Origin of the sequence: Leptolyngbya sp. FACHB-1624 (assembly GCF_047649235.1) — a bacterium.
GTDB lineage: Bacteria > Cyanobacteriota > Cyanobacteriia > Leptolyngbyales > Leptolyngbyaceae > Leptolyngbya > Leptolyngbya boryana.
Genome location: NZ_CP180258.1, coordinates 3446644 through 3472005, shown reverse-complemented (window position 1 = coordinate 3472005; position 25362 = coordinate 3446644). Strand labels below are relative to the sequence as shown.

Genomic DNA, 25362 nt, shown 5'->3' with positions numbered 1-25362 from the left:
AATCACAAGTTTGCAGAGCATGACATCATCGATCGCGGTTCGTGAACTCCCCCTGTTTCCTCTTCCCGACCTGGTACTTTTCCCAGGTCGCCCCCTTCCTCTTCACATCTTCGAGTTTCGCTACCGCATGATGATGAACACGATTCTGGAAAGCGATCGACGATTTGGAGTATTAATGTGGGATCCCGTTAAAGGACAGCCTGCTCCGGTGGGATGCTGTGCTGAGATTGTTCAGTTTCAGCGGTTGCAAGACGATCGCATGAAAATTCTCACACTTGGACAGCAGCGATTTAGAGTATTGGAATATACTCGCGAAAAGCCATATCGAGTTGGTTTGGTGGAGTGGATTGAAGATCATCCTCCCGCGATCGATCTCAGACCTTTAGCAAAAGAAGTCAATCAACTTCTGCATGATGTGGTTAGGTTGACTGAGAAGCTTTCTGGACAAGAGATTGATCTGCCTGAAGATATTCCAGAGCTACCGACTGAGCTTTCCTACTGGATTGCTAGTAACTTGCACAATGTTCCAGACGAGCAGCAAGCATTGCTTGAGTTGCAAGATACGGAAGCTCGCCTAGAGCGAGAGTCTGAGATTTTAACTTCAACTCGGAACCATTTGGCAGCTAGAACGGTTTTAAAGGACACCTTAAAAGACGTTGCTGAATAGTTGAAGAATCAAGCGAATGAAGAAGCGATCGTTTGAATCTGCAAGCATTTAACCGATCGCGGGTAAAACGTCATAGCTTCCGAAGATTTTCAGAGTCTCGGTGCAATGCTCTAACTCAGCGAGTGCAGATTGAATCGCATCTTGTCGGGTATCGGCTTCTAAATCGACAAAGAACACGTAATCGCCGAGCGATCGCTTTGTTGGGCGCGATTCAATTCGGCTCAGGTTAATCTCTTTTTCTGCAAAAATCTGCAACGGTTTAACTAATACTCCAGGCTGGTTCGCACTGACACTAAACGCGATCGAAGTTCGACTTCCACCGGGTGAAGGATCGAGACTGACAACAATAAATCGCGTGCAGTTCTCTGGATGATCATTAATTGGAGACGCAAGAACGGGCAGGCTGTAGAGTTGTGCTGCTCTTTGTGAGGAAATCGCTGCGATCGTTTGATTCTCGCCTAAATGCTGTAATGCCTCAGTTGTGGAATTTGCGGCAATGACTTGCGCCGAAGGTAAATTACGATCGAGCCAATTTTGACATTGAGCCAGCGCTTGCGGATGAGAATAGACCGTTTGAATTTCGCTGAAATCAGATGCGATCGACAATAGCGCATGATGAATCGGTAACACGATCGTATGCTGAATTCGCAAGGTATCAAGCCGCCAGAGAGCATCTAAGGTCATCGTGACACTGCCTTCGATCGAATTCTCGATTGGGACAACTGCACACTGAACTTGTTCCTTTGCCACAGCTTCTAAAGATTGCGTAATACTGGGATAAGGACACAGCAACGCAGCTTGATCGTGGCTTTTCGTGAACCAGTTGAGATACTTCAGTGCAGCCGTTTCTGTATAAGTTCCATGCGGTCCTAAATGTGCGATCGAAATAGTCATCGCCTTTTTCCAAAAATGATTCAGTACTCTATATACTCTGCTGAGTTTTGTAAAACAATAATCTTTTGTATAAGTAATTATGTTTATATTTCAGTAAGATGACTTACGTGACTGAGAAGCCCTTAAAATTAGTTCATAATTAGATCAAACCTTCCCTAAATCTTTGCGAATGGATACTCGGTTTTCCGCCTCTCTGGGAGTTGAAATGGTTGTTCCAGAGCAGCCCATTCATATTACGAATTACTTGCGCCAGCCGCAACGTGTTGTCAATGCACTCGCCGCTTCTAGCCAGATTGAGCGATTGGATTCAGACCTTTATCGGCTGAAAATGCGATCGCTGAATTTTATGACCCTGAGCATTCAACCGATTGTCGATATGCGCGTTTGGGCAAATGAGGAAGCAGCGATTAATATTCAATCGGCTGCCTGCGAATTGCGCGGAATTGAGTATGTCAATGACAAGTTTTTATTTGATTTGAAAGGACAATTATCACCCTGTCAGCAGCATGGTGAAACTTATTTGAAAGGCTTGGCGAATCTTGCGGTCGCAGTTGAACTTCCGCCACCTCTGACCTTTATGCCACGCCCCCTGATTGAGACGACTGGAAACGGTTTGCTGTTGAGTGTTTTAACCACGATTAAGCAAAGATTAATGCAGCAGTTATTGACTGATTATCGGAACTGGGTTGCAGTGCAAGTGGGAACTAATTCTGTGCAAGATTCGGTTGTGCTTAAGCCTCTAAATTAAGCTCGAATTGCTGAATGACTTTCTGTACCGGAGCATAAGTTTTGCGGTGATAAGGAGTAATTCCCAAGGATTGAATCGCGGCAAGATGCTGCTTTGTTCCGTATCCTGCGTTTTTCTCCCATCCGTACCCTGGATATCGTTGTGCCAAACGGCACATAAAGCGATCTCGTCTGACTTTAGCAATGATCGAGGCAGACGAGATCGCGTAGCAGGTCGCATCTCCGTCAATGATTGCAGTATGTGAGCCTAAATCCGTTTGCCGAATTGGACGACCATCAATCAATGCGTGATCATAAGGTGCAACTCGGCTTAAAGCGCGTTGCATCGCGAGATAGGAAGCGCGGAGAACATTGATTTGCTCAATTTCTCGAACTGTGGCAATGCCCACTCCAATCGCGATCGCATTTGATTTAACCACGTCAAACAGTCGCTCTCTCTGAGATGCAGAAAGCAATTTAGAATCTCTGACTCCGGCAATCATTTCGCAATGCACAGGCAAGAGAACGGTTGCGGCCACAATTGGACCAGCAAGACATCCTAATCCGGCTTCATCTACACCCACGATCCGAAGCAGTCCTTGCTTCCACAAAGACTGCTCGATTTCTAGGGTCGGATTCTGCGGCATTTTACTCGTTTGTCGAAGCAGACGAGCGACGACGACGACGACGAACCGTTGTGTCTTCTTCGGGTTCCGCCGGAGCTTCCTCAACTGCGGGTGGCTCTGGTTCTGAAATGTCTGCAAATGTTGGAACTTCAAACGCAGGTTCTTCAAACGCAGGTTCTTCAAACTCTGGAGCTTCAAACTCTGGTTCTGCAAACGCTTCGAGATCCTCTACTGGAGAAGATTCTACGTCAACAGATGGTAGAGATTGAACTGCTTCAGGAGGTGGAACTTCACCGGGTAGAAGAATGGACACGATTGCATTTTTGGGATTCTTCACTTCTTGATTCGAGAGAATCAGCGGTGAAATTCCCATCCAGGCGTAAACATCCTGTTCATCGGGAGTCATTTCGACATAAACCGATTCGGGCGGTTCGGATGGCGTTTTATTAAAGCGATCGCGTCTTTGTGACCGTCCACCGCGACGCTCTTCGTATCGATTTTCGCGAGGGGCTTCTTCGGTTGGGGGTTCTGCAACGGGTTCTGCGGGGAAATCGCTATTCGATCGAGACACCAAAGTGGGTGCAGAAACTGGGGGACGGCTGCTGCCGGATTCTTCCCAACGAGAAGGTCTGGGGGCAGATTCGCGCACAGGAGCTTCGGATCGACTCGATTCACGTGGGGCATCTTGGCGACGATGACGCGTTCTTTTCGCGGATCGACCCCGTTCTTGATAACTCGGATGATGCAGAAGTTCGAGGTCAGAATCGCCCGAATCACCTTCTAAATCGTCGCCTTCCCAAAATGATTCTGAAGTGGCTGGAGTGTCGCGTCGCGATTCGATGCGGCGAACCGAAGCATCTCGCTCAGTGTAACGAGCCGCAGGACGCTGCTCTAAAGTCTCAAATTCTTCAGATGAGTCTGCTTCACCCGGCAAGTGAACGACATGACCTAAACCGCCACAAGTTGGGCAAGGACGACCAAAGAGTTCGTAAATGTTTTTCCCTTGGCGTTTCCGGGTCAGTTCGACGAGTCCGAGTTCGGACAATTGAGAGATCTGCGGTTTTGCTTTGTCCGATCGCAATGCTTTATTGAAATGCTCCAAGACCTGCAATTGGTCGCGGCGTGAGTCCATATCGATAAAGTCTACGATAATCACCCCGGCAATGTTGCGGAGGCGGAGTTGTCGAGCGATTTCGGTTGCCGCTTCGCAGTTTGTCCAGAGAACCGTTTCTCTTGCCGTTGCCGATCGCGTAAATGATCCAGAGTTAACATCAATGACCGTTAAAGCTTCGGTGCGTTCAATAATGATGTAACCGCCAGAAGGTAGGTCTACTCTCGGTTTGAGCGCTTCTCGAATCGCGGCATTGACCCGGAAATAATCGAGAATCGGAATGCGATCGCGGTGATGATCGATCAGAACTCCTTGAGGCGTTTTGCCACTGCCCCAGTTGAGCAGTTGTTGTTTGACGCGCTTCAGCCCGGTATGAGAATCGACCACAATCCGGTTCACGTCTGAACTGTAGACATCGCGCAGCACTTTTTGAATGAAGTCGTCATCTCGATTCAAGAGCGCTGGGGCACGGGTGGAGCTTGCTTCTTGCAGAATCGCTTCCCACTGCCGTTGCAGCGCTTCCAAGTCCTCGATGATTGCCTCTTCGGGCATTCCTTCGGCTTCGGTGCGGATGACAATGCCCATTCCAGCAGGCTTCACTAGAATTGCCAATGCCCGTAATCGGTTTCGTTCATTCTCGTTGCGAATCCGACGAGAGAGATTAACGCCGCGACCGTACGGCATCAAGACTAAATAGCGACCTGGCATGGAAATATTGCCAGTCAGTCGAGGACCTTTATTTCCGGTCGGCTCCTTCATCACCTGAACTAAAACTTTCTGCTGCGGGGCAAGCAATTCGGTAATCGAACCTGCCGCACGCTTTAAACGTAAGGGGCCGAGATCCGAGACGTGAATAAATCCGTTTCGTTCTGAATCGCCAATATTGACAAATGCAGCGTCGATTCCGGGTAAGACGTTCTCAACAATTCCTAAATAAATGTCACTAACCTGGTGGCTTCCGGTGGCAACGATTAATTCTTGAATTTGATCTTCTGAAAATACAGCAGCGATTCTATGCTGCTCAGCAATCACAATTTGCTTAGGCATTCAATTTCCTCAAAACTGAGCGCGATCGAAGCTTTGAAGTTTGACTTCTTTCGCGTTAACAAACAAAAATACAGGCGCACAAAATCACACAAATCTGGGCGGTTTCTGGCTGAAGTGGTTTCTGAAAAACCGACAACCTCAAGCCACTTCTCGCCAAATGACGATAGGCATCCAACGAGTGAACTTCGATCAAGCTAGCAGCGGTGGTAAAGAGTTACGCATGCTGCATCCGGATGAAGAATAGCGAAAATCTGGCAGACAAGATGAGCAAAGACTCTAAGACTATCTCCCGACAGCATCTACGGGGATTCCTAGCTTGCTTCAGCTTGTGATGCAAAGCATTATAACGTGCGAATCTGCATCCGTACCATTTTTAACAATTGGATTCAAAAAGTGGGAGTAAAAGCGTAGCTTATGACCGTGTTCTTATTGCCTAACTCCCCCTTTTGGGGATGACAAATTACGCTAAAACCAGCTGAATTCGATGAATGGTTAACAAGTGGAGTTCTTGCTGGCTCACCTGTTCAAAGATTGAAACCAGTTGTTCAGGTTTCAACAATGTCCCGTCATTCTGACAGCTTCCGACATAACGAACGATCGCTCGATCTGAAGACGATTCGAGTAATTCCAATTCAAATAAGCGATCGCGCATGTTCAACGGATAGGTCTTACCCGATTTCGTCGTATGTTCTAGGAGAATCTCAGATTTCGCCAAAATTTGCTCGATCCAATCTTGCCAATTTCCCTGATCACCCGCAATTTCAAGCCAATATTCAGCTTTCTGTAGCAAAACTGCGGCGGCAGGTTGTTTCGGATCTACGTCTTGCACTTCATAGATGGGCATGTCAGCCGGAAGTTGAGCCGCGAGTTTAGTGCGGAATTCTTCGATCGACATTGGCTCAGTCAATTCAAAATCCACAATTTCACCAGAACTACTGACCCCAAGCGGCAACGCACTCGCGGGCACAATTCTAGGTTGAGGATGAAATCCGCCTGTAAAGGTAAGTGGAATCGAAGCGCGGCGAACGGCTCGATCGAATAATCGCATTAAATCCAAATGACTCAATAACGCCATTTCTCCTTCTTTGCCCATCCGTACCCGAATTCGTTGAGCGCGGGTTTGATTGGGAACAAAGTGCCCGGTGAACTCTGGAATTTCTGGTGGCGGAATCACAATATTGTGTCCAAAATCAACGCCACAAACGCCACAGTGAGAACAGCCTTCAAACGAGCAATCCGGCACGATCGCGGCTTCTAATGCCTTCTGCAAATCTTCTTGTAGCCATTTCTTATCGATTCCGGTATCCAAATGATCCCAGGGCAGCGGTGCATCAAGCGAAATGGATTCATTTGCATCAAAAATATTCCACTCACCGCTATCGACTTGGCGATATTTCCACGTTAAGTCTGATTCTTCAATGGCTTGTGTCCAAGCTCCAAATGCTTTTTCGACACTTTCCCACCAGGAATCCATCCCTGCACCGAGTTCCCAAGCCCGCTTCACAACAGGCGCTAATCGTCGATCGCCTCTGCCGACAAAATCTTCCATTGCCGAAATCCGCGTGTCGGTGAAATTGACCTTTGTGCCTCTAATCGATCGAAACGCTTCTTTCAATAATTCTTGCTTGCGCTTGAATTCTGAGGTCGAAACAGAGTGCCATTGGAACGGCGTATGCGGTTTCGGTGTGAAATTAGAAATCGTAATGTTGAAATCCAACCGTCTGCGCCCCTGTTTACTGCACTCGCGGCGCAACCAGCGAATTGTATCTGCAATGCCTAAAACATCTTCGTCAGTTTCACCGGGAAGCCCAATCATGAAATAAAGCTTCACCTTGTCCCAACCTTGCTCAACGGCGGTCTTCACGCCTCTGAGCAGTTCTTCATTGGTCAAACCTTTGTTCACAATGTCGCGCATTCGCTGAGTTCCAGCTTCCGGCGCAAAGGTAATCCCGATTTGACGAGTTCCGCCAATGATATTGGCGATATTTTCATCGAAGCGATCGACTCTCTGACTCGGTAAAGACAACGAAATATTCTCACCGTGCAACCGATTCTTAATCTCAACCCCAACGGCTGGAAGTGCCAAATAATCAGAACAACTCAATGAAAGCAGCGAGAATTCGTTATATCCGGTGGCTCTCATTCCGGATTCGATCGCTTCGACCACTTGTTCTGGTTCAACATCCCGTGCCGGACGCGTGAGCATACCCGGCTGGCAGAATCGACAGCCGCGAGTACAGCCGCGCCGGATTTCGATCGTTAAGCGATCGTGGACAGTTTGCACATAGGGCACTAAGCCAATCGAATACGCTGGAATCGGAGTTGCAACTCGTCTCAAAATTCGTTTGGGTACGTCTGGGCGATTCGGGTGCACCGAGCCATCTGCCGCCATGTCATAAAATCGCGGCACATAAACCCCTGGAATCTGTGCCAGATCGAATAAAAGGTCTTCGCGGCTCAGTCCTGCAAGCTTCCCTTCTTCAAGAATTAATCCAATCTCTGGGAGTAATTCTTCGCCATCGCCTAAAGCGACGAAATCAAAGAAATCCGCGTAAGGTTCGGGATTGGAAGTCGCGGTTTGTCCACCTGCAAAAATTAGGGGATCGGATTCTGATCGTTCTCTCCAGGTCAAAGGAATGCCAGCGAGGTCGAGCATTTCGAGAATATTAGTTGCGCCCAATTCGTAGCTGAGGCTGAAACCAAGAATATCGAAATCGGTGAGAGGGCGACGCGATTCAACCGCAAAGAGTGGCGTTTGCGTTTCCCGAAGTTTTGTAGAGAGATCGGGAGCGGGCAGATAAGCGCGATCGCACAATTGACGCGGCTGGGTATTGAGAATGCTATAGAGAATGATGTGACCGAGATTCGATGCCCCGACTTCATAAACTTCTGGGTAAGTCAGCACCCATCGAACGACCGTGGTTTCCCAATCTTTGTGAACTGCGCCCAATTCGTTCCCAAGATATCGAGCGGGGCGCAGAATATCGGTTGTTAAGAGGTTTTCTACTGCAATTGCCACGATTCCACCTTGCGTTTCTAAATCAGATGCGTTCGAGTCTTTTAGTATAGCGACGAACGCAAGGCGAATTTGGGAAATTAGGCTGCGGCAAGTTCAAATCCAGAAATACTCTCGAAGATTTCAAATACGCGATCGAGTTGAGTCAGTTCAAATACGATCCGGACTGAGGAGGAAACAGAACACAGACTGAGACGCTTTTGATTCACTTTTGCTAAGTTCAAAGTGGAAACCAGTGCCATCAAGCCAGCGCTATCTAAGGCTTCAACCTGGCTCATATCAACCACAAGGGCGTTATTGTGCTCTGAGAGAACGGCTGCATTTAGTTGCTGTTGAAATTCTGCGGCATTCGCAGCATTGAGAGAACCGCAAGGACGGATGATGACAGCCTGTGGACGAACGAGCAAACTCTGCATAACTACTTACCCTTTAAGCTCTCAAACACAACTTTCATGTGAACGCTTTGACGATAACTGTCGGCATCCGCGAAAGCCTAGAGAGAAATACGAGTTTCGCAGAAACTTCACTTGATTACCTCAATTGTTTAAATTTTTCAGTAAGCTTGAAATCCAAAAATGTGTAATTTTACACATTTCGGCAGTAAAAGGCATAAGCTAAATCGTTATATAACCAACTATTTTGGCTGAGATATTTACGTATTATTCACTACACCATAAAGTTATTGAAATGCTTCAGGATGCGCTTGCCAAATCTCGTGGATGAATTGATGTAAATCTGAGGATTGAGGTTTAGAATCTTGCAGTTGATACAGTCGATCGAGTAAGGGCAATACCTCGGTATCTAATGCTTCATGAAAGAGACGAGCCGGACACATCAAATCGGAGCCATCTCGCAGATCTTGAATCATCCAGTACTGATAATCTGTCCACCTCTGTTCTGGGTCGGTGACGAGTGCGATCGGGCGCACCCAGCAAAGCTGCCTTGACTCTACGAATTGCACCACTTCAGCATAGAGGCGTGAATGGTCGTGTTCGAGAAAAACAACTTGGGAGGCATGAAACTTGATCAGCGCGGTCATAGAAAACGGTTGAAGGTTGCTATTTCTAATTCTAGAGGTCTGAAAATTAGATCTGCTACTCTTGAGTCGCGTCTGGGAGCTTCAAGCTAGAATACGATCGCTAGATTAAATTCGTTTAAACCCGGATTGTTCAAACAATCCATCTGATTTCGCCAATTTTGGTCGAAGTCATTAAAATTAGGTGGGTGGATTTGCCCACAACATTGTAGTAAACCCCTAATTGCTTACCGAGAGGAAAGACTTGTGTCTGTTGAAACGATTGAACAGCGCTCAACAACCCGTAAACTTGCCCCTCGCTATCGTGTTTTGCTTCATAACGATGACTACAACACGATGGAATACGTGGTGCAAGCTCTGATGGAAACGGTTCCCAGTCTGACCCAGCCCCAAGCGGTCAATATCATGATGGAAACGCACAATAGTGGCGTTGGACTTGTGATCACCTGTGCTCAGGAACATGCGGAGTTTTATAGCGAAACGCTGAAAATGAAGGGCTTAGATAGTACGATCGAGCCTGACGAATAAACCTCAGAACCCGACTTGAAGCTTAATTTTGCCAACCTTGCTCACCGCCCAACTCCGATCCGGATTGGGCTATTTTTGCTGATGTTGTTGGCAATTTGGTTGCCTGTGAAGCTCCCAATCGAGTGGGTGATTTCTGTTCTTTATGGCGTAAATGATGCGGCTCGAAATCTTGCTTCGATCGTGACGCTGGTGATTTTGTACCTCGAATTCATTGTCTTAGTGAGAGTTTGGAGTCGAGCGGTTTACCACGAGAATCTCTTCAAAACTTATGGACTCAGGCAGCCTCGTCAAACTGTTCGCGATCTGCTGAAAGGGCTTGCGATCGGGCTTGGCAGTTTGATGCTGATGTTTTTACTGCAAGGTCTATTGGGCTTGGTGCAGTGGCAAACTCCACAAAGTTCGTTTCCCCGAATTCTGTTAGAAGGTGGGGTGATGGCGATCGCAGTTGGCTTTGCAGAGGAATTGCTGTTTCGCGGATGGTTGCTGAATGAACTCGATCGGGATTATTCGCCTCGGATTTCCTTGTGGGTGAGTAGTTTCATTTTTGCGATCGTTCATGGCACTCGACCGCAGTTTTTTGCGCTGGTGCTGCTTGGAGTAGCTTTAGTTTGGGCGAAACGAGGAACAGAAGGGCGATTAGGTCGATCGATCGGACTTCATGCTGGATTGGTGTGGGGCTATTACTTAGTGAATGTCGGGCAATTGGTGAAGTATACGAATCACGCTCCGGAGTGGGTGACGGGAATTGATCGAAATCCGTTGGCAGGGCTGATTGGGATTTTGGCATTGAGCGCGATCTCGTTGAGTCTCAAAAAAGCGAGTGTAAGAGCGTTAAGATAGATCACGCAAATCGCACATCGGGTTAAAAACGTGGTTGTTAAGCCAGAGTGGTTAAGAGTTAAGGCTCCGCAGTGGGAACGAGTCGGCAGCGTTAAAGAAATTCTGCGAGATCTCGAACTAAATACAGTCTGTGAAGAGGCATCTTGTCCCAATATCGGCGAATGCTTCAATGCAGGTACAGCGACGTTTTTAATCATGGGTCCAGCTTGTACGCGGGCTTGTCCGTATTGCGATATTGATTTTGAAAAGAAGCCGAAAGCGCTCGACCCGACAGAGCCAACTCGCTTGGCAGAAGCCGTTCGGCGGATGAATCTGAACCACGTTGTGATTACTTCTGTGAATCGGGATGATTTGCCCGATGGAGGCGCATCGCAATTTGTTCGCTGTATTGAAGGAATTCGAGCTGTTTCACCAAAAACCACGATCGAACTGCTCATTCCTGATCTCTGTGGCAACTGGGACGCTCTGGCAACGATTCTCAGCGCATCACCGGAAGTCTTGAATCATAATACTGAAACGATTCCTCGGCTTTATCGTCGGGTGCGTCCGCAAGGGGATTATGCGCGATCGCTAGAACTCCTGCAAAAAGTTCAAGACATTAATCCTCACGTTTATACGAAGTCGGGGATCATGGTTGGACTTGGCGAAACTGATGAAGAAGTGCGCCAAACGATGCGAGATTTGCGATCGGTGAACTGCGATATTTTAACGATTGGTCAATATCTCCAGCCGACTCAGAAGCATTTAGACGTAAAAGACTTCGTGACTCCAGAGCAATTCGATGCGTGGCGAGAATATGGCGAGTCGATTGGCTTCTTACAAGTTGTTTCGACTCCGCTGACTCGTAGCTCGTATCACGCAGAGCAGGTTCGCGCATTGATGGAACAGTATCCGCGATGAAGATTGCTGTGATTGGGGCGGGGGCCTGGGGGTCAACGCTGGCAGGATTAGTCCGCGATAATGGGCATGACGTGTCGATCTGGTCGCGTCGCAGTGAGCGATCGCTCAACGATACGATCGCAAATTCTGAACTGGTAATCTCTGCTGTGTCGATGAAAGGGGTTCGTTCTGTTATTGAACAAATCTCCATTCCGATTCCCGCCATTGTGACCGCCACAAAGGGGCTAGATTCACAATCAGTTAGTGATCAGGCTTTGCCCTTGTTGCCGTCCCAGGTTTGGCAATCTGCATTTGAAAAGAGTGCGATCGCAGTTTTATCAGGCCCAAATTTATCGAAAGAAATTCAGCAAGGTTTACCCGCAGCGAGTGTAGTTGCAAGCCAGGATCAAACGCTTGCAGATCAAGTGCAACGAGCCTTTTCATCGAGTCGATTTCGGGTGTATACCAACTCTGATCCGCTAGGCGTTGAACTGGGTGGCACGTTGAAGAATGTGATTGCGATCGCAGTGGGTGCCTGTGATGGATTGCAGCTTGGAACCAATGCAAAATCAGCATTAGTCACACGTGGACTGGCTGAAATGATTCGCTTGGGGACAACTTGGGGCGCGAAACCAGAAACGTTTTACGGATTGTCGGGATTAGGGGATTTGTTGGCGACTTGCAGCAGTGCGTTGAGCCGTAATTATCAGGTGGGATGTGGGCTGGCTCAAGGGCGATCGCTCGATGACATTCTCACAAATTTGGAAGGGACAGCCGAGGGAATTAATACCTCTCAAGTTTTAGTCAGACTGGCAAAAGAGCAAGGAATTTCGATGCCGATTTCGACTCAAGTCGATCGCTTACTGCGAGGGGAAATTACGCCTCAACTGGCAGTCAATGAACTGATGCAGCGTGATAGTAAACCCGAACAGTAGATTGCAGTGGGGCGAATCGTTCATCCACCCCCCTTCGATCGCACTTAAGATTGTAAACATCGAATCGCTTCTAACAACCCCCGCGCCTTGTTCAGGGTTTCCTGATATTCGCTTTCCGGGACAGAATCAGCGACGAGTCCGGCTCCAGCTTGCACACTCACGGTATGTTTGCCGTTGCCTTGATCGCGAACAACCATTGTCCGAATCGCGATCGCGCTATTCAATTGCCCTTCAAAGTCATAGTAACCATACGCGCCGGAGTAAACTCCCCGCCGACAAGGTTCTAACTCATGAATAATTTCCATTGCTCGAATTTTCGGCGCACCGCTCACCGTTCCAGCAGGAAATCCGGCTTTGAGTAAATCCCAGGCGGATTTATCGGGTGAAAGCTGTCCAATCACATTACTGACAATGTGCATGACATGAGAGTAGCGCTCAATCACCATCAGTTCGTCAACTTTGACAGTGCCATTGATGCAAACCCGCCCTAAGTCATTGCGTCCTAAATCAACTAACATCACATGCTCAGCCACTTCTTTTGGATCAGCGAGTAAATCCTGTTCCAAGGCAACGTCTTCTGCATGAGTTTTGCCGCGTTTGCGAGTTCCTGCGATCGGGCGAACAGTAGCAATTCTGGGTTCAGTTGGATCGCTTGCTTGTTCTGCTTTCACCAGGACTTCTGGGCTTGAGCCAATGATCTGCCAATCGCCAAAGTTGAAATACGCCATGTAAGGCGAAGGATTAATCAATCTCAACGATCGATACAAGGCAAACGGATCGCCTTCAAATTCTGAAGAAAGCCGTTGAGAAATCACAACCTGGAAGATGTCACCCGCTTTGATATAGTTCTTTGCGGTCTCTACGCTGGCACAGTACTGTTCTTTCGTCGTGTTACTCGTCCAATTCACCGAAGTATCATTCTTTGGTGTCCAAGACAGGAGGCGATCTTCCTCGGAAAAGGGAGCTTTGAGTTTATCGACGAGTTGAGAAACGCGATCGCACGCTTGTTGATAAGCTGCCTTTAAATCTGTATTTGGATCACGCAAGTCGGCATAAGCGATCGCCCAAATTTTCCGCTTCACTTGATCAAAAATCAACACTTGATCGATCTGCATCCATAACCCATCGGGCAAATCGTCTTCTGTCGCCTGATAAATCGGGACACGCGGCTCAATCCAATTGATCAGTTCATATCCCCAGAACCCAAACAGTCCCCCGATTCCTGGTGGTAATTCTGGCACTTTTACCGGATGATAAGGCGCTAAACATTCAGACAATGTCGTAAATGGATCGCCCTCAAAAACTTGCTGAGTGCCATCTCGATGCGTTTGGGTTGTGCGATCGCCTTTCGCTTCTAAAATCCACAACGGATCGCATCCTAAAAAGCTATATCGCCCGATCGTTTCTCCGCCTTCCACCGATTCGAGCAAAAAGCTATAAGGCTGTCCGGCACAGACGCGATACCACGCGGAGACAGGTGTATCTAAATCTGCGACCCATTCTTGATAAACCGGGACAAAATTACCTTGTTTTGCAAGTTCGGCAAACTGAGAAAAATCAGGAGAAATCATAGAATCACGTTTGAGCTTGGCTTTAAAGAATACAAGCTTAATTAGCAGTTTGGTATGCCAGAAACAACAAGAGGAGCCAAACTTCAACCGAAACGGCTAAACTTTGGCTCCTAAAAGCACAACCAATAAAATTGAAATTAAGGATCGTAAGGGAGACGACCGCTAAACTTCAATTTTGCAGGTTCGGGGTTAGAACCGATGTTGCGCGGCACGCTATTCACGGCTACGCGACCTTCGTTCACCTTCTCAGGGAAAACACCATCTGCGGGATGCAAATACTGAATTTCGCCGTTGGGGAAGACACGGTAGATCTTGTAGTTGGTGATCTTAAACTTCGTGCGAAGTTGTCCACCGAGTGCAAGACAGTGTTCCTTGCGAGCTAAATACAGCAAGTTGTCACCTTGACGCATTTTGGCTGCACCACACATGGGCATTTCAAAGACTTGCTCTTTGGGGCTGCTCCATGTGATCGCATATTTCTCTTCTACTAAGGCTTTGGTAAGCAGTCCGCCTGTGCTGCCTCCGAACAAAGGTGCTTGTCCAGTAAGAGTTTCTGACATAGGTCTCGCTCTAAACGTTTTTGGCATCGTATCATCGGCTGTTTACAGGTTTAACGATTCCGTAACAGTTGTTAATAGGCGAGAGTGTGCTGCCTGTTGAGACACCTAACGTATCGTTCATATCGTTAGATCGTGAAGCTCTTCAGATTGCGACCTATTTCAGTATTGCTGGAGGATTATGGTGTTATGAGGCTTGATCTCAAGCCTTTGCCCTTTTGCTTTCCCAACTCAATCTAGGCGTAAATCACGATGTTGATATTCCAGTACTTGCTGGAATGTATGTCTAGAAACAGAGAGACTTTGAGAATTATTTAATTTTTTATCAGCCGAGCAAATCTGGAATTGAAATTCTGAATCTGAAAATTATTCATGGCGCACGTGATTTGCCAACTCTATTTGCCGATGAATTTGAGAGTAGTAACGATTAGTCTGTTATCACTCTAAATTTCTTAACTGGAGTAGAGACACATCCCTCCCAAATCTCTCGATGTAGTTTCCATGCATTATCTTCGCAATATTTTGGGTCTCGATTCCATCGACGTTTACAGTAAGTGACTCGTAGCCAATATTCTCCTGCTGGAATCGTAAAACCCCAGAACCCTCCTGAGTTCTCATAGCCGCGCAAATGAAGCTGATTCTCATACCAATAAAACTCGCCATTTATCGCAAACGCTAGATCTTCTCCAGGTTGCAGCCAGCGAAAATCAAGTTCGCGCGGATTATAACTTGCATTGCGGTTATACGAGCGATCGAGCACTTGCCCTGTGCTGTCTTGAATTTCAGGCATCAATTGAAACAAAAGAAAAAGCTGTGGGATTGACGAAGTATTGTGAATTCGTAATTTGAATTCGACCGGAATGCTGGATTCGACTTGCTGAGATGGAATTAAAATTTCTTCGGGTGCGATCGCTTCAAATTGAATCCCATCAACCTCAACTATTCCATAATCCGAACCCACAGGCTCAACAAAGCGTAGTGTCTTGAAATTGCTTTCTAGAGCGGTTGATTTCCATTTTGTTCCAGAAGGAAGATAGTGTTTGAACCTCAGCAAATATTCACCCGCTCGCAGATTCTCAAACGTTGCTCGAAGCTCTCGGACAAAATGTGTCCTAATTTCCATATCTAACCTCTCACCTTGCCAAGCTAAGCGAAACATCAGCGTCGAGCCTGCATCTCGATGGCTATGAATGCGGGTGAGGTAAAGAGAATCACATTGATCAGGTTGCGCGAAATGCCTTGTCACAGGCTCTAGTGAATCATCCAGTAAGTCTGGCAAAAAACCATGCAGATTAACCCATCGGTCTCCCGAACTCGGATTATTTACTTCGACCACAATGAAAGTAAAACCACTGGGAAGCGGGCAAGTTGGGATTGGCAAAACAATCAGATTCTCTGAAATCGTGAGACTCAGAAAATTTGCATCATTTGCCCAATCGGGCGGCGGTCTTTTCATTGTTGATGTCAAAGATTAGTCTCTCGATCGAGACGTTCTTTTCCGCTGTGCCGTTCTCTTTGTCTCGCCTGTAGCAACGATTGGAATCGTAAAGTGGAACTCACTGCCTAAATCTTTGCCGCTCGACTCTGCCCAAATCTTTCCGCCCCAATTCGTAATAATTTGGCGACAAATCGCAAGTCCAAGCCCTGTTCCGCCTGTCGTTCGACGGAGCGCGCCTTCCTCTTGGTAAAAGCGATCGAACACGGTTTCTAGGCGGTTTTCCTCGATTCCGCGTCCTGTATCAGAAATCATGACTTCTAGCATCGTGTCTCCGCTACGCTGTGCTCGAATCGTCACTCTGCCAGTAGCGTCAGTGAATTTACAAGCATTATCCAGCAGTTTGGTTAAGACTTCGACGAGCCATTCGCCATCGACTTGTACCAGAGGCAATTCCGTTGAAAGCTGTGTGACAATTTGCGGCAAATTCGTAGTCATACGGCGAGTTTGCAGACTACTCAGCGCTAAATCGACGCATTCCCACAGAGGTAAGGGTTCAAATCGCCATTCGACTCGACCGCTTTCTAGGCGAGACAACGTGAGAAAATCCTGAATCAGCTTTCGCATCCGCTCTCCATCAACGAGAGCAGAATTCAGCATGACTTGCCGCAAGTCGGGGGACATGTCAGGTTCACTCGCTAGGCTTTCTAGACAGACTTGAATCGTTGAAAGTGGAGTCCGAAGCTCGTGTCCAGTAATCGCGATCAAATTGCTGCGCGTGCGATCGAGTGCCTCTAACTGCTGATTGAGATCTTCTAAATTCGCAAACGATTCGGCTTGAATCAGGGCAACCCCGATTTGAGTCGCGATCGCTTCTACCATTTCGACTTCATCGCGCTCTAAAACATGCGGTGTTGCACCCCAATAATGCAATTCCACCATGCCGAGCACTTGGTTTTGATGCAGAACCGGAACCATTAACCATGATCGAATATTCCAATCGAGCGTTAATGCCTGCAAGGTACGATCGCCATCCTTGATCATGGAGAATCGCGGATCGGTTTGCGTATCTTCAATAAAGACGGCTTCCTGGCGCTGAGCAACTTCTTCAAACAGAGGATTGCCTTGTAATGTCCAGACATGCCCTACTAAAGACGGCATGGATTCTGTGAGATATTCGTGACTTAAAGTGGCAGATAAATCAGTCGATTTGCACCGATAAATCAAACAGCGCTCTGCACCGAGAACTTTGCCGAGTTCTTCTGCCGCAACATTCAGAATTTCAGTTGGATTCAGCGATCGTCGAACTGCTGACGTGATCGAATTGACTAAGCGCTCTTTGCGTTCTTTTTCAGCGATCGAGCGATAGGCTTTCGCTAATTTGTACTGTCCTGCTTGCAAATAAGTCACTAAGCGATCGGCAAACGGAGCCGGATCGACTTGATTTAACTTAGAAACCATGCCTGTTGCCATCTGATCTAGCACAGGCGCAATCTTGCTTTGCAATTCAGGGCGATATTGCAGAATCCGGTGCAACAAAATCTCAGCGGCTTTGAGGACAATATCGCGATCGAATGTCCAAATGCCTTCAAATCGCCGCGATTGATCGACATGCAGCGGTGGAGCAGATTGATTCTCCGTCGTTAAATCCCGTTCTCGGCAAATCAAACACGATGCGTATTGTTCGCTCATGACGACTAAATGCCATTCTTGGCTGAGTCCATCCTCTGGCTCAAACGCGATCGTTTCATAATGCTCTGAGCGATTGGTGAAATCTGTCTCAGGAGCGGCAAGCACATAAACTTGATCCGTGCGGCTTGCAATTCTCAAATATCGATGCGCTTCTTGACGATAGAACCGTTCGCGCTGGAAACTCGCAATCACCAGTGGGCGATCGTGACCTGCTAAAACTTGGTCTTCCATGGCATGGGACAATGCCGTTAAGGAAGACTTGAAATAGATTTGAGGTCGCACCTGGGGAAGCGCATTCAGTAAGGCTTCCAGGACAGAATCAGTAAGAATCATCGATAATAATTAACCCGCCAACTGTGTAATTTTTTGTGCAATTTCCAGTTAGGTCGAGAAGCTGAGGTCGTTGAGGGTTCAGCCGACGACCCAGACCCATATAGGACTATATTCTCAGCCATTGTAAAGGTTGAGCGGGATCGATGACTGAATCATGTTTTGTTTCTTAACTCATGCTTGAATTAGTAAAACTACCGCATGGGATGCGATCGCTTGTTCGTTCCCAACTGCATCCATCTTTTCATTCGTGGTTGCTTTCACACCGACTTGATCAGGTGTGAGGTTCAAAGCATTGGCAAGACGCGATCGCATCGCTTCAATATGCGGCTTCAATTTCGGACGCTCTGCCACGATCACCGAATCAATGTTACTAATTTGCCAACCTTGATCTTGAATGAGTCGATGAACTTGTTCTAACAGCACAATGCTGTCGGCTCCTGCCCATTTCGGATCAGTCGGCGGAAAATAATGCCCAATATCCCCTAAGCTCAAAGCTCCTAGCATGGCATCCATAATGGCGTGAGTCAGCACATCTGCATCACTGTGACCGAGCAATCCGGTTTCATGTGCGATCTGGATGCCACCTAAGATTAAGTCTCGTCCGCTAACTAAGCGATGAATATCGTATCCGTTGCCAATGCGAAGCTTCATGAGAGTGTGAAATTAACGATCGATCACAATTTTTACAATATCGCAGTTTAGGCGTTGGATTTAGGTTCCGATGATGCAGGTGCAAAAGTTACACCGTGCTGAACCTGAAAATCAAAACGCCCGAAGCATTGAGAATCTCAGGTGTTAGGCGACACGCTCTGCTAATCGTCGATCGCTTCTCCCCCAACCACGACATCTCGAATTCTTAGACTCGGCCCGCCACATCCGACGGCCAATCCACTCTGTCCACCTTTGCCGCACCCTCCCGACTCATCCCAGAAGAAATCATCTCCGATCGCTTCAATGTCGGCTAGGGTCTTAAATGCATTACCTGAAAGCGTTACATCCCTTACGGGTTCAGCGACTTCCCCATTCCGAATCATCCAAGCTTCACCTGCGGTAAAGGTAAACATTTCGCCATTGGTCATGCCTCCGATCCAATTGCGGGCATAAACACCTTCTTGAATATTCTGAAAGAGATCTTTGACGGGAGTCTTACCCCGCTCGATCCAGGTATTGGTCATTCTGACGATCGGGGGATAGTGATAGTTCAAGCAGCGTGCATTTCCTGTCGGCGCTTCTTCTAATTTTCCAGCGGTTTCCCTCGAATGCAGTCGTCCCACCAAAACGCCATCTTTGATCAGTTGCGTCGTAGTGGCTGGAACGCCTTCGTCATCGTAAAAGTAGCTGCCTCGATGTCCCTCGATCGCGGCTCCATCATAAATCTGCAATTCCGGCGATCCAAACCGTCGCCCTAGGCTCATCACTTCCAAAATGTCCGGATTCTCATATGCCATATCTGCTTCAGACAAATGCCCAAACGCCTCATGCACAAACAATCCAGACAGAATCGGATCAATGACAACGGTATACGCCCCACCTTTGACCGGGGGCAATGCGAGCGAGTTGACAGCGCGCTGCGCGGCTTCTTCAACTTGTCGATCGAGTCCCAGTAAATCCTCGTAAGCCTTGCGTGATCCAACCGTTTCGCGCCCTGTCTGCACAGTTTCGCCGTCACGGGCTGTCGCTGCAAATCGCATCTCTAGGTCTACCCAAGACTGCTCGATCAGACTGCCGTCAGACGTTGCCAAAATAATTTTCTGGGCGCTATCTCCATATCGCACCGAAATCGTCGCAATCCGAGGATCGACACTGCGAAGAATTTCTCCGTAATGTTGGCAAAGCGATTTTTTCTGAGCAAGCGAAATCTGACGTGGATCGCTTCCTGTTAGTCGTAAAGCGCGATCGTCTTGAATTGGCGCAACAGGCGCCAAAATCGTTTCATCAATGCCGACTAATTTTGCAGCAGCGATCGCATCTTCAACGCGCTCTTTCAAACTCGACAACTGATTAAAACTCGAAAACCCCCAACCGCCTTTATAGCAAGCGCGAACCTGTCCCCCGATTGAAATTCCTTCACTCAGCGTTTCGATCTTATGACCTCGCAATAAAATGTCGGTTCCTTCTGCCGCTTCGAGTCGAATTGCCAAATAATCGACCTGATGACGGTAGCGACTCATCAAATCAGAAATTAAGTTCTTAGCGTCAGATAATGCCGAATTCATAGATGTTTTAGAAAATCACTAGATTAGTCGCAAATTCGATCGTCAAATTCCCCAAAATGATTCAGTCACTTCGTCGAGCGAGTTTCCCAACGAGAAAGCAGGTGACATAGCGGATTTAGGAGATGGCAGCCGCGAGTCATGAGGCTGCTAACCTATCAAATTCACTTCTTAATTGTGCGCCTAATCGCGCCACCCTGCAAAAAAGGAGCCACGGATTGTCGTCGGCTCCTTTCTTGAAGTATTCAATTTACGAACGATTCAATCTTTCGAGTTACGAAGGCGCATGAGACGGCGACGCATCTGAGGAGAAGCCGCCAGTTCAGAAATCTCCGTTGCCTTTACATCCACATCCAGAGGTTCTAAATATTCATCTGCTCCGCAGGAATAAGCATCTAAGAGAAACTCTAGAAGTTGCTCTGGGTTGCTCAAAGCGCCCTTCTCTTCAATCAGTCTAAACTTCAGTCGAACCTCACACTCGTAAACTCCAACCTCTGCTGGAGCTGTGACTTTACACTCTAAAGGATCGTAATTCATCTACGCAGGCAGTCCCAATGACGCGGTTAAGTTGGATAGGGTTTCAGAATTAGGCTGTTCGATTGGCAGATCGCCACGAAAAAGATGCAGATAAGTTGAGTGCTTCAAGAAATCACGCCGAAACAGCAATTAATCTAGAAGCAATCTGGTAGATGTTCCTTTAACTGCTTGAACTTAGCACTTTTAGGAAGTTAGTCAGATCAGCTATATCGCTGAATCAAATTCATCAATATCTCAGCTTCATTGAGAAGTGAACCTGATTTTCTCAGCCGTTCTCAAATCCTGCTTATGCTCAGTTATAGAGGAGTGATTTTGGAATTAGTACCGTAATAACACCAATCTTTCAGGCACTTTGAATTGGAGAGTCAGAAAGATTGAATGCAAAATTTTGATCGAGTCTGTCTTTGATTTTTTGATCTCAAATTTGTGTGATGCATTGATGAAGTTCTCCCTGATTCAGCAACCTGTAATTTCAATTTCTGAAGCTAGTAAATTCCCTTGTAGCCTGTATTACGATCCTTAAATCCTATACGTAAGGATTGCACAAATCTAAGCAATATCAGATTAGGTTGATTTCGATCTGATCTGAGTGGACTTCGCAAAACTAGAGCGAATCAGTTTTTAGAGAATGCGCCTTGAAATCCTCAATCTTGTTCTCTACGTATTTAACTAAATTTAATGTAATTAAAAATACATTGACTGAAATCAAGCCTAGTTTTTTCTGAGTTGCTAAGTATCGATCGCACTTCAGTAGACGAGTTGTTTTAGACCATGAGTTTAAAGATTTTGTATAAGGCAAGATTCGGTTCTTAAATTCTGCTTTTTCGGTTCAGATGGCATTCTCCGAAATAGTATCTTTCTTGCTCAGATCCTTACATATTCAAGCATTCAAGCACATTGATTTTTGAACCTTCGTTGGTTCAAAAACGATCATTCAGTACAACTACTGAAAACTCCGTATTCTCCACAGGCTAGGAGCGGAATATAGGCAGGGTAAAGTGAAAACAACTGCCTTGATTTGCGATCGAATCGACCCAAATCTGCCCGTAGTGCGCTCTGACAATCCTTTGGCATAAGGATAATCCAATGCCGTATCCGTCCTGAGCTTCATCGCGTTGCAGCCGATAATGATCCTCGAAGACGCGATCGCGATTTTCAGGCGGTACTCCAGGGCCTGTATCACAAATACTGACTTGCACTTTCTGAGCAGTGCGGTGCAAAATCGAAACCTGAATTTTGCCACCAGTCGGCGTGTACTTAATGGCGTTATCCAAAATATTGACTAACACCTGCCGAATTCGCTCTCCATCGGCATACACGATCGGCAGATCCGAAGGCATATCTGTTGCGATCTGCTGATTTTTAGACTGCATGCGATCGCCGAGTCCCGCTAAAACATCCTCACAAAGCGCTCTCAAATCAATTTTTTCAGGTTGAATATGCAACTCGGAACTTGTCCCTCTTGCCGCTTGCAGGATATCCGTGATCATGCGGTCGATCGTCCGGATTTGAGTGCGCCCATGCTTCAACAGGTTCGCAGTCATTTGCGGAGTGAGCCGAGAAGGTTGCCCGTCTGCTTGTTTGTACGCAATTTCTAAGGTTTCGATCGCAATTGAGGCGGCGGTCAACGGATTGCGCAAATCGTGCGCCAGCATGGAAATAATTTGATCCTTAAACTGAAGCTGCGCCTGGAGATTCTCGTTCTCGCGCTGCAACCGGAAAACTTCATCAGTAAGTTTAATTAATTCCGCAGAATAGCCGACAGAGGCAGAGGGTTCAGTAGAATCAGAAGGAAGAGTCTCTTCGATCGATTTTTGCCAGCGCGACCACCAATTTTTCAGCTGAACGATTAAATCACTTCCAGTTAAAGTCTGACGGGGTTCTGGATGAAGTTTGATTAGAGCAGGTGTAGCAATGAGGCGAAAATGTTCAGCGAGATAAGGCTGCTCACCGACATCGACAACTTCTAATTCAAATGGACATTCCGCGCTCCGGTCTTTGAGAAAACCGCGAATTTGTCTGATCTGTTCGCGGGACGCGGGTCGTTGATCGACGAACAGCAAAATTTGGAGTGTCACTTTGGGGTCAGTGGCTGGGTTAGAGTGTGCCTGCATCGTCATGAATGGGCTTCTCAGAACTGAAAGCGGGTCTGAAGACGAAGGTTAGAGTGCACGATCAAGGATATTAAATTAATCGAAACATCACGCAAAATGCGCGGAGCTTGCCCCCAATCCAATATCGATCGTACTCACTCTATATAGATAGATTACCGCATCACCTCCATTGTCGGGCGTTTCAGTTAGATTCTGCGTCAGTTCCCCTACAAACTGGTGATTCAATGTAAAGTAAAATTAATAAGCTGTCATAAACTTTCTAATAATTCTGGAAGCTCGTGCAAGAAGACTTTCGTTTAATCGTTGATCTCGTCTCAGTATTAGCGGCAGCAGCAGCGGGTGGATTATTCGCCGCACTATTGAAACAACCTGTGTTGCTGGGCTATTTGGCGGCAGGGGTGATTGTTGGTCCGACTGGCTTGGGGTTAATTAAAGAGATTATCCAGGTCGAAACGCTTGCCCAGTTTGGGGTGGCGTTTTTGCTATTTGCGCTAGGGGTCGAATTCTCATTTTCAGAACTGAAAAAAGTTAAAGTGATTAGTCTCGGGGGCGGGGGCTTGCAAATTGCGCTCACGATTCTGGTGACGACATTAGTTTCTTTGGCAATGGGATGGGTGACATCTCCCCCTCAAGGAGTCTTCCTGGGCGGGATTCTGTCGCTGTCTTCGACGGCGGTTGTACTTAAGTGTTTGATGGAGCGCAACGAGACCAGCACGCCTCATGGTCAAGTGATGCTCGGGATTCTGGTGGTTCAGGATTTAGCGTTGGGGTTGATGTTAGCGGTATTACCTGCGTTAGATCAGCCAGCGGAAGAAGTCGGTTTAGCGATCGGGTGGGCACTTCTCCAAACGGGTCTCTTTGCACTTGGAGCCGTTGCCGCTGGGATTTGGGTAATTCCACGACTTTTAAGATTATTGGCAAAAACTGAGAGCCGCGAATTATTTTTGCTGGGAGTGGTTGCGCTCTGTTTAGGTATTGCTTTATTAACTGAGCATTTGGGTCTGTCGATCGAAATGGGAGCCTTTGTTGCAGGCTTAATGATTTCAGATGCAGAATACGCCGACCAAACGCTGACTTATGTAGAACCACTGCGCGATATTTTTGCGTCGTTGTTCTTTGCGTCGATCGGGATGTTGATTGATCCCGTCTTCCTCTGGAATAATTTGGAATTGATTCTCGGTTTAGTCACCCTTGTTTTCATTGGCAAATTCTTAATCATTACGCCGCTGGTGCGAATTTTTCGATATCCCTTGAAAACCGCTTTGATTGCAGGGTTGGGACTGGCTCAAATTGGAGAGTTTTCATTTGTTTTGGCGAGTGAAGGACAGACATTAGGATTAGTTTCGCGTCGAGTTTACCTTCTCATTTTGGGGACGACGGCGGTTACTTTGGTTGTGACCCCATTCGTATTGAGACTTGTTCCAAAATTATTTGCTTGGGGCGAATCAATTCCTTGGCTAGTGAAATTCTTAGAGCAATCCGATGAACCGTTAGCGATTTCTGAGGATCTGCCGATCAAAGATCATTTCATTGTTTGTGGATACGGTCGAATTGGACGAAATATTGTGCGATTGTTGCGCGATCGCAATCATCCTGTTTTAGTCATCGATCAATCCGAGTCTCAAATTCAAAAAGTTCGAGAAGCTGGAATTCCCTATATTTACGGCAATGCTGCAAGTTCCTATGTTTTAGAAAAAGCAGGAGTTGCAGAGGCGAAAGGAATGGCGATCGCGCTTCCTGATCCGATGAGCACAAGATTGTGCGTGAAGCGATCGCTGGAAATTTCCCCAGATTTAGATTTAGTGGTCAGAGCTAACAAAGACAAAGACATCGAATTGCTCTATCAGCTTGGAGCGCGCGAAGTCGTCCAGCCTGAATTTGAGACGAGTTTAGAGCTTTCGGCTCATTTGCTGGCGGGAATCGGCATCCCAAGTCCCGCAGTGCAGCGAGAAGTGCAGATGATTCGGAATTCTCATTATTTAGAGTTTCGCCCAGACCAGGCTTCTGAGAACATTTCGCGCGATCTCAAAGCGGTCACAGGTGAGATGAATAGTCGTTGGTATGCGTTGCCAGAAGAGTCTCCATTACTGGGAATGTCGATCGAAGAAACGGATATTCGCCGTTTAACGGGTGTGTCTGTGATGGCGATTCGTCGTGCGGGCGGGTTGACGATCGATTATCCAGAGAGTTTGACGACATTGGAACAAGGCGATCGCTTATTAATCGTGGGTGAAACCGATGAAGTTGCTGCATTTGACCAACTGGCAAGAGGCGAAGCAGCAGTGCCTTCGACGAATTCTTCTTGCCAGTGGCTACAAGTGCCTTCAGAAAGCCCTTTGATCGGTAAAACGCTCTTAGAACTTGAACTTCAGCAGCGTTATAAAATCACAATTCAGACCATTCGACGCGATGGAAAATTGATTCGATTCCCCGAACCTGATGCAGAGATTCAGAATGGCGATCGCTTATTACTCTGTGGCGGATTTCATGCCCTGACCCAAGCTCAAGAATCCCTTGCCCCAAAAACGGAAGTGCCTTTAATCACGACTTCAATCCCTGAAGTAGAAAGTTAAGGTGGCTTCGATGCTTTCCCGCTTTGATATTC

22 protein-coding genes and 1 pseudogene are annotated in these 25362 nt (G+C 47.1%); 9 read left to right on the top strand and 14 right to left on the bottom strand.

The window, feature by feature from the left end:
* Positions 1–19 precede the first annotated feature (19 nt).
* Positions 20–667 (top strand): LON peptidase substrate-binding domain-containing protein, encoded by a 648-nt coding sequence (locus ACMUEV_RS16325; protein WP_017288046.1) that lies wholly within the window; start codon positions 20–22, stop codon positions 665–667.
* 48 nt (positions 668–715) lie between these two features.
* Here ACMUEV_RS16325 and pheA read toward each other — a convergent pair whose 3' ends face one another.
* Positions 716–1561, bottom strand: a complete 846-nt coding sequence (pheA, locus tag ACMUEV_RS16320; protein ID WP_190652346.1) for a prephenate dehydratase — start codon at positions 1559–1561, stop codon at positions 716–718.
* A 169-nt stretch (positions 1562–1730) separates the two neighbouring features.
* On the opposite strand from pheA, the gene ACMUEV_RS16315 reads away from it, so the two are divergent.
* Positions 1731–2309 carry a DUF1997 domain-containing protein gene (locus ACMUEV_RS16315; protein WP_017288048.1) on the top strand — a complete coding sequence of 193 codons (579 nt, stop codon included), beginning with the start codon at positions 1731–1733 and terminating at the stop codon, positions 2307–2309.
* Here the strand turns inward: ACMUEV_RS16315 and ACMUEV_RS16310 are convergent.
* Complete coding sequence (locus ACMUEV_RS16310) at positions 2293–2934, bottom strand: ribonuclease HII (protein ID WP_190652345.1); 642 nt, start codon at positions 2932–2934, stop codon at positions 2293–2295. The two genes, ACMUEV_RS16315 and ACMUEV_RS16310, sit on opposite strands and share 17 nt — an antisense overlap.
* A 107-nt stretch (positions 2935–3041) precedes the next feature.
* Between ACMUEV_RS16310 and ACMUEV_RS16305 the strand changes: the two genes are divergently transcribed.
* Positions 3042–3182, top strand: a complete 141-nt coding sequence (locus tag ACMUEV_RS16305; RefSeq protein ID WP_415354789.1) for a hypothetical protein — start codon at positions 3042–3044, stop codon at positions 3180–3182.
* 722 nt (positions 3183–3904) lie between these two features.
* On the opposite strand, the pseudogene ACMUEV_RS16300 reads toward ACMUEV_RS16305, so the two are convergent.
* A pseudogene (locus ACMUEV_RS16300) lies at positions 3905–5071 on the bottom strand (Rne/Rng family ribonuclease); the annotation flags it as partial.
* A 40-nt stretch (positions 5072–5111) separates the two neighbouring features.
* Between ACMUEV_RS16300 and ACMUEV_RS16295 the strand changes: the two are divergent.
* Positions 5112–5315, top strand: a complete 204-nt coding sequence (locus ACMUEV_RS16295) for a hypothetical protein (RefSeq protein ID WP_017288051.1) — start codon at positions 5112–5114, stop codon at positions 5313–5315.
* 216 nt (positions 5316–5531) lie between these two features.
* Here ACMUEV_RS16295 and ACMUEV_RS16290 read toward each other — a convergent pair whose 3' ends face one another.
* From ACMUEV_RS16290 to ACMUEV_RS16280, 3 genes are all read right to left on the bottom strand, one after another.
* Positions 5532–8090, bottom strand: a complete 2559-nt coding sequence (locus tag ACMUEV_RS16290; protein WP_190652343.1) for a TIGR03960 family B12-binding radical SAM protein — start codon at positions 8088–8090, stop codon at positions 5532–5534.
* Between the two features lie 77 nt (positions 8091–8167).
* On the bottom strand, positions 8168–8503 hold the full coding sequence (locus tag ACMUEV_RS16285) for an STAS domain-containing protein (protein ID WP_190652342.1): 336 nt from the start codon (positions 8501–8503) through the stop codon (positions 8168–8170).
* 263 nt (positions 8504–8766) lie between these two features.
* Entirely contained in the window at positions 8767–9126 is a 360-nt protein-coding gene (locus tag ACMUEV_RS16280) for a hypothetical protein (protein ID WP_190652341.1), read from the bottom strand.
* A gap of 243 nt (positions 9127–9369) precedes the next feature.
* On the opposite strand from ACMUEV_RS16280, the gene clpS reads away from it, so the two are divergent.
* Genes clpS through ACMUEV_RS16260 form a run of 4 tightly spaced genes read left to right on the top strand, consistent with a single transcriptional unit; the run spans position 9370 to position 12305 of the window.
* The gene (clpS, locus tag ACMUEV_RS16275; RefSeq protein WP_017288055.1) at positions 9370–9651 is read left to right on the top strand and encodes an ATP-dependent Clp protease adapter ClpS; all 282 of its coding nucleotides are present in this window, start codon (positions 9370–9372) and stop codon (positions 9649–9651) included.
* A gap of 15 nt (positions 9652–9666) precedes the next feature.
* Entirely contained in the window at positions 9667–10491 is an 825-nt protein-coding gene (locus ACMUEV_RS16270; RefSeq protein WP_190652340.1) for a CPBP family intramembrane glutamic endopeptidase, read from the top strand.
* A gap of 9 nt (positions 10492–10500) precedes the next feature.
* Positions 10501–11391, top strand: coding sequence for a lipoyl synthase (lipA, locus tag ACMUEV_RS16265; protein WP_326498319.1), 891 nt, complete (start codon positions 10501–10503; stop codon positions 11389–11391).
* Positions 11388–12305 (top strand): NAD(P)H-dependent glycerol-3-phosphate dehydrogenase, encoded by a 918-nt coding sequence (locus tag ACMUEV_RS16260; protein ID WP_190652338.1) that lies wholly within the window; start codon positions 11388–11390, stop codon positions 12303–12305. The genes lipA and ACMUEV_RS16260 overlap by 4 nt, the downstream gene beginning before the upstream one ends.
* Before the next feature lie 44 nt (positions 12306–12349).
* Here ACMUEV_RS16260 and trpE read toward each other — a convergent pair whose 3' ends face one another.
* From trpE to ACMUEV_RS16220, 8 genes are all read right to left on the bottom strand, one after another.
* Positions 12350–13876 (bottom strand): anthranilate synthase component I, encoded by a 1527-nt coding sequence (gene trpE / locus ACMUEV_RS16255; RefSeq protein ID WP_190652337.1) that lies wholly within the window; start codon positions 13874–13876, stop codon positions 12350–12352.
* Between the two features lie 137 nt (positions 13877–14013).
* The gene (locus tag ACMUEV_RS16250) at positions 14014–14436 is read right to left on the bottom strand and encodes a photosystem I reaction center subunit II PsaD (protein ID WP_017288063.1); all 423 of its coding nucleotides are present in this window, start codon (positions 14434–14436) and stop codon (positions 14014–14016) included.
* Between the two features lie 424 nt (positions 14437–14860).
* Complete coding sequence (locus ACMUEV_RS16245) at positions 14861–15889, bottom strand: hypothetical protein (RefSeq protein WP_190652336.1); 1029 nt, start codon at positions 15887–15889, stop codon at positions 14861–14863.
* Positions 15890–15904: 15 nt separating this feature from the next.
* Positions 15905–17893, bottom strand: a complete 1989-nt coding sequence (locus tag ACMUEV_RS16240) for a DICT sensory domain-containing protein (protein ID WP_190652335.1) — start codon at positions 17891–17893, stop codon at positions 15905–15907.
* A 171-nt stretch (positions 17894–18064) separates the two neighbouring features.
* Complete coding sequence (gene ispF, locus ACMUEV_RS16235) at positions 18065–18544, bottom strand: 2-C-methyl-D-erythritol 2,4-cyclodiphosphate synthase (protein ID WP_190652334.1); 480 nt, start codon at positions 18542–18544, stop codon at positions 18065–18067.
* 161 nt (positions 18545–18705) lie between these two features.
* On the bottom strand, positions 18706–20109 hold the full coding sequence (locus ACMUEV_RS16230; protein ID WP_190652333.1) for a TldD/PmbA family protein: 1404 nt from the start codon (positions 20107–20109) through the stop codon (positions 18706–18708).
* 258 nt (positions 20110–20367) lie between these two features.
* On the bottom strand, positions 20368–20643 hold the full coding sequence (locus tag ACMUEV_RS16225) for an Npun_R1517 family heterocyst differentiation transcriptional regulator (protein ID WP_017288067.1): 276 nt from the start codon (positions 20641–20643) through the stop codon (positions 20368–20370).
* A gap of 971 nt (positions 20644–21614) precedes the next feature.
* On the bottom strand, positions 21615–22763 hold the full coding sequence (locus ACMUEV_RS16220) for a histidine kinase (RefSeq protein WP_190652332.1): 1149 nt from the start codon (positions 22761–22763) through the stop codon (positions 21615–21617).
* A 272-nt stretch (positions 22764–23035) separates the two neighbouring features.
* Here ACMUEV_RS16220 and ACMUEV_RS16215 point away from each other — a divergent pair, with 272 nt between their 5' ends.
* On the top strand, positions 23036–25330 hold the full coding sequence (locus tag ACMUEV_RS16215) for a cation:proton antiporter (protein ID WP_190652331.1): 2295 nt from the start codon (positions 23036–23038) through the stop codon (positions 25328–25330).
* The last annotated feature ends 32 nt before the right edge of the window (positions 25331–25362 follow it).

What these genes read in the sequence shown, in the direction of transcription:
- ACMUEV_RS16285 (WP_190652342.1), bottom strand. Translation starts at nt 8,503, where the DNA reads ATGCAGAGTTTGCTCGTTCGTCCACAGGCTGTCATCATCCGTCCTTGC.
- ispF (WP_190652334.1), bottom strand. Translation starts at nt 18,544, where the DNA reads ATGAAGCTTCGCATTGGCAACGGATACGATATTCATCGCTTAGTTAGC.
- ACMUEV_RS16305 (WP_415354789.1), top strand. Translation starts at nt 3,042, where the DNA reads ATGTCTGCAAATGTTGGAACTTCAAACGCAGGTTCTTCAAACGCAGGT.
- ACMUEV_RS16240 (WP_190652335.1), bottom strand. Translation starts at nt 17,893, where the DNA reads ATGATTCTTACTGATTCTGTCCTGGAAGCCTTACTGAATGCGCTTCCC.
- trpE (WP_190652337.1), bottom strand. Translation starts at nt 13,876, where the DNA reads ATGATTTCTCCTGATTTTTCTCAGTTTGCCGAACTTGCAAAACAAGGT.
- ACMUEV_RS16325 (WP_017288046.1), top strand. Translation starts at nt 20, where the DNA reads ATGACATCATCGATCGCGGTTCGTGAACTCCCCCTGTTTCCTCTTCCC.
- ACMUEV_RS16245 (WP_190652336.1), bottom strand. Translation starts at nt 15,889, where the DNA reads ATGAAAAGACCGCCGCCCGATTGGGCAAATGATGCAAATTTTCTGAGT.
- ACMUEV_RS16230 (WP_190652333.1), bottom strand. Translation starts at nt 20,109, where the DNA reads ATGAATTCGGCATTATCTGACGCTAAGAACTTAATTTCTGATTTGATG.
- pheA (WP_190652346.1), bottom strand. Translation starts at nt 1,561, where the DNA reads ATGACTATTTCGATCGCACATTTAGGACCGCATGGAACTTATACAGAA.
- ACMUEV_RS16225 (WP_017288067.1), bottom strand. Translation starts at nt 20,643, where the DNA reads ATGAATTACGATCCTTTAGAGTGTAAAGTCACAGCTCCAGCAGAGGTT.
- ACMUEV_RS16280 (WP_190652341.1), bottom strand. Translation starts at nt 9,126, where the DNA reads ATGACCGCGCTGATCAAGTTTCATGCCTCCCAAGTTGTTTTTCTCGAA.
- ACMUEV_RS16250 (WP_017288063.1), bottom strand. Translation starts at nt 14,436, where the DNA reads ATGTCAGAAACTCTTACTGGACAAGCACCTTTGTTCGGAGGCAGCACA.
- ACMUEV_RS16315 (WP_017288048.1), top strand. Translation starts at nt 1,731, where the DNA reads ATGGATACTCGGTTTTCCGCCTCTCTGGGAGTTGAAATGGTTGTTCCA.
- ACMUEV_RS16310 (WP_190652345.1), bottom strand. Translation starts at nt 2,934, where the DNA reads ATGCCGCAGAATCCGACCCTAGAAATCGAGCAGTCTTTGTGGAAGCAA.
- ACMUEV_RS16260 (WP_190652338.1), top strand. Translation starts at nt 11,388, where the DNA reads ATGAAGATTGCTGTGATTGGGGCGGGGGCCTGGGGGTCAACGCTGGCA.
- ACMUEV_RS16220 (WP_190652332.1), bottom strand. Translation starts at nt 22,763, where the DNA reads ATGACGATGCAGGCACACTCTAACCCAGCCACTGACCCCAAAGTGACA.